Source organism: Mycobacterium sp. (assembly GCF_032162105.1).
Lineage (GTDB): Bacteria > Actinomycetota > Actinomycetes > Mycobacteriales > Mycobacteriaceae > Mycobacterium.
In genome coordinates this window covers 1-3,921 of sequence record NZ_JAVRPS010000471.1, presented here as the reverse complement: position 1 = coordinate 3,921, position 3,921 = coordinate 1, and the positions used below count along the sequence as shown (strand labels likewise).

The following is a 3,921-nucleotide window of genomic DNA, read 5'->3' as shown; positions in this document are numbered from 1 at the left end:
ATGCGGTCCAGCTCGGTCCAGGGTCCAACGATGATGGCGTAGACATCCGGATGTGGCCGTCGGAACCGGAATCGGGGGGTCCACCGCTTCTCATCGTCCAGTGCAAGCGTCAGCGGCAAAAAGTTGAGAAAGTCGTCGTCAAGGCGCTTTGGGCGGACATGCAGGCTGAAGGCGCTGTGCGCGGAATGGTGGCTACGACTAAAGCAGTCTCGCCAGGTGCGAGAGACACGATCTCAGCACGCGGAGATGCAATCGACTCAGCTGATCATCTAACAATTGCCCACTGGCTGGAAGTCATGCGTACTCCAGGACAAGGACCTGTCCTGGAGTAGGTTGAGTACAAGTACCGCGTGAATAGGCGGAGGTGCCAGAAGACTCGGGCCAACCGAAGATAGTTCGCTGCGATCGCTTCAACCGTAGGCGCAATCAGTCGATCGCTCCGTGCGGCCCCCTCTCCCCCACCTCATCTCAGCTCGATCGCTGCCCCCACGCGAGAACAATGTGGCGGAATCGAATATGGCGGGTTACCAGTAAACTGCCGCATATTCGTTAATGTGTTGTACCCCAATATGTTTAGTGGCATCCGGGCGTGCCGATACTTCGCGCCATCTGCGGCATGCCTTGTACGCCAGTTGGTTCTGAGTCGTCGCGGTCGAAGTCTCGTTGTGTCCGCGATGATTCGTCTGATGCATCAGCTCGCCTCAGCCAAACAAGCGGCGTCCGGACGGCTTCAGCTGGGCAATGCGCCCACGCCGCCTCCCCGCCGGGGGATTGCGCCAGCACCGATCTAGTGGACGCTGTCTATCGCTCGGAGGTCACATACCTCACCCTTTGCTCATGATTGCACCACGAATCCCGCACCCACTCGCTACGGTCGCCGCATGGTGCAAAAGAGGCACGCTACTGGCTGGCACGATCCCGCTACTACGCGTCATCCTCGAGCACTTCCGCACCAAACAGGTCAACGAAAAATTCGATTTGTAGCGGCAGTCCCGCCCGCGCGAACGTTTCAAGTCGCATTGCCACTCGCGGCAGTGGTCGTGGTCGGCGTGGCGCTCCGCACATTGGTGTGGTGGCCGTCGCACAACCTATTCGGCGTGCTCGAGTACGACGACGGCGTCTACTACGCGGCCGCGCGACTGCTGCTCGATAGCTACCTGCCCTACTCCGACTTCTCGATCGTCCACCCGCCCGGGGTGTCGATTGTCCTGCTGCCCGCGGCCGTCTTCGGGTACCTCCTCGGCGACCCGATCGGAATGGTAGTCGGCCGGGTCGAGATGCAGCTGGTCGTAGCGCTCAACATCGTGCTCGTGTACCGGCTCGCCGCACTCCTCCCCGGTGACCCGGTGACTCGCAGCCGACGTGCGCTCGTCGCGGCCGCCCTGTACGCCGTCATGCCGAACGCGATCGTGGCCGGGCAGACGATCCTGCTCGAGCCGCTCGCTACCTGTGCATGCCTCACAGCGGTCTGGTTTCTCCTACGCCACGACCAACCCACACGCTTCGACCTCGTTACCTGCGGCATGTTCCTCGTCGCCGGTGTCTCGCTGAAGCTATTCGCACTCGCCTATGTAGTCGTGGTCGTCGGGTACCTTCTGTGGACACGACGGCTCGGATGGCTGCTACCGCTAGCTGGCGGCGGGCTCCTTGCCATGGCTGTGGTCATCGCGCCGTTCGTCGTCTCAGCTCCCGCCCGTGCCTGGCACGACGTCGTCGTCACTCAGCTCAGCCGCGCGCGCAACCCCTTCGTACCCGACGGCCTCGACCGTGTCGTCAACATGGTGGGGCTCGCAGACATCACGATCCCACTCGCCCTGGTGCTGATCGCGCTGCTCGCGGTCATCAGTTTCCGGCGATTCGACCCGCAAGTCGGGCTGTGGGTGTCAGTGCTCGTGATCACCGCCCTGGCGTTCGCGACGTCACCGACTTACTTCACGCACTACGGCGAATTCCTCGGTCCCGCAGTCGCTCTCTTGGTCAGCCGCGCCCTCGACATACGAAGAGGCGCTCTGATCCCCATAGCATTCGCCGGCGCGTTCGTGATCGGCACCGGCGTTCAACTCAGCGATCTTCGGGGCCAAGAGGACCTGCGCGCCGCCACTGCCGCCATTCCCAACGGCAGTTGCGTCTACTCCGACGCGATCAGCCTGCCCCTGATGGCCGGCGTCTACACCGCGCCAAGCCCCCGCTGCCCGTCATACGTCGACGGACGCGGCGTCGCCCTGACCCAAAACACCACTTGGGACAACCGCGTGAGCTTTTACCCGGACGGGTTCGTCGCCGACAAATGTTGGCAGGAAGCCAATGTCGAACAAATGAGGTACGCCGATTACCTGCTCCTACGGTATTCCCCACCGACGTTTCCGGAGTGGGACGGGTCGACGCGTGCTTACGGTTTGAGCCACTTCACGTTAGCCGTCAGGCATCCAAATGGCCGGCAGCCGTTCGAGTTGTGGAAGCGCACGACACCTCGGGCACATGGTGGCGCCGCGCCGCAAACGAAGCAAAAGCTCAGCGTCGATTACAGCAAGCCGCCGATGCTCTCGTGCAACGCCCTTGACGATTAGCCGATGTGGGCACGTCACGGCGCTGATTTCGGGTCCTCGCGCCCTACAGCGGTGAGATGATGCACCGCTGTGCGGTGCAGGTCATTGAGGCGGCGATGACGTGCTACACCGAACTGGCCGGGTGGGTGGCCCCGAAGTTCGGCCGGAGTCTGGGCCTTTCGGGGCTAATGCCGGTTGAGTTCTTCGGTGACATGCCCCGTCGAGGCGTCGGGCGACTGCGGGTACAGCCAGGCGAGTACTGATACACCTCCGAACAGTACGGTGACCAGCACCCCTATTACGGTCCATCTTTCGCCTGTCGAAGTCTGTTTCCGTCGTTCATTGAAATTCTTCCATTTGGCGGAGATGGCGGAGCCAAGACTCATTCGAGAACCCCCGTCTCAAACTTCTAGTCGTTTCAGAGCGCGGCTCGCGTTTCCATCGGAACCGCACATGAATTCTGCGCTCATTAAACCGGCAGAAATGCACCTATGCGGCGGAATGGCCAGTGGTACTCAGCGGATGACACCGATGCCGAGGTGCAGGCACGTACGCTCGCAAAACTGGTCGCGCACTGGATGCACACCCGACGAGACGGAGGACCGATGCCGGAATGAGCTCCGTCGCCGAATTCGACTTCATCATCGTGGGAGCAGGCAGTGCGGGCTGCCTGCTCGCCAACCGGCTCAGCGCCAACCCTGATCACCGTGTGCTCTTGGTTGAGGCCGGCGGCAAAGACAACTGGTTCTGGATCAAGGTGCCGGTGGGCTACCTGTACACAATTGCCAACCCCCGCACCGACTGGTGCTTCACGACCGAGGCTGACCCAGGTCTGGCCGGCCGCAGCATTCACTACGCGCGGGGCCGCGTGATCGGCGGCTCCTCGTCGATCAACGCCATGATCCATATGCGCGGACAGGCCTCCGATTACGACCTGTGGGCCCAGGCCACCGGTGATGAGCGATGGCTTTGGGGTGGCCCGGACGGTACCGGCGAGACACTGGCGATCTACAAAAAGTTGGAAGACTACTTCGGCGGAGCCGACGACTGGCACGGCGTCGGTGGTGAGATCCCCGTCGAGCGGCCGCGGGTGCGCTGGAAGATCTTGGACGCCTGGCAGGCCGCCGCTGCCCAGGTGGGCATTGTCCCGATCGCCGAGTTCAACCGAGGTGACAACGCCGGCAGTGCGTACTTTCACGTCAACCAACGGCGTGGCCGTCGCTGGTCGATGGCCGATGCCTTCCTGCATCCGGTCGCCCACCGACCAAATCTCACCGTCTACACCCACACCCAGGCCTTGCAGCTGCTGATGGACGATCAGGTCCACGACGAGCAGCGTCGTGGGGCCTGGATGACAGCTCAGCGCCGCGCCACC

Annotated in this window: 4 protein-coding genes and 1 pseudogene; all 5 read left to right on the top strand. The window is 62.5% G+C overall.

The features are described from left to right. Nucleotides 1–332: restriction endonuclease (locus QOC69_RS24340; protein WP_526444432.1), on the top strand; the 332-nt coding region annotated here is incomplete at its 5' end. Between the two features lie 562 nt (nucleotides 333–894). Then, a pseudogene (locus QOC69_RS24335) lies at nucleotides 895–984 on the top strand (DUF3817 domain-containing protein); the annotation flags it as partial. Between the two features lie 35 nt (nucleotides 985–1,019). Beyond that, nucleotides 1,020–2,567, top strand: a complete 1,548-nt coding sequence (locus QOC69_RS24330; protein ID WP_526444430.1) for a glycosyltransferase family 39 protein — start codon at nucleotides 1,020–1,022, stop codon at nucleotides 2,565–2,567. Between the two features lie 56 nt (nucleotides 2,568–2,623). Then, nucleotides 2,624–2,809 (top strand): hypothetical protein, encoded by a 186-nt coding sequence (locus QOC69_RS24325; RefSeq protein ID WP_526444428.1) that lies wholly within the window; start codon nucleotides 2,624–2,626, stop codon nucleotides 2,807–2,809. A gap of 350 nt (nucleotides 2,810–3,159) precedes the next feature. Next, on the top strand, nucleotides 3,160–3,921 hold a 762-nt coding region (locus QOC69_RS24320; RefSeq protein WP_526444426.1), incomplete at its 3' end, for a GMC family oxidoreductase.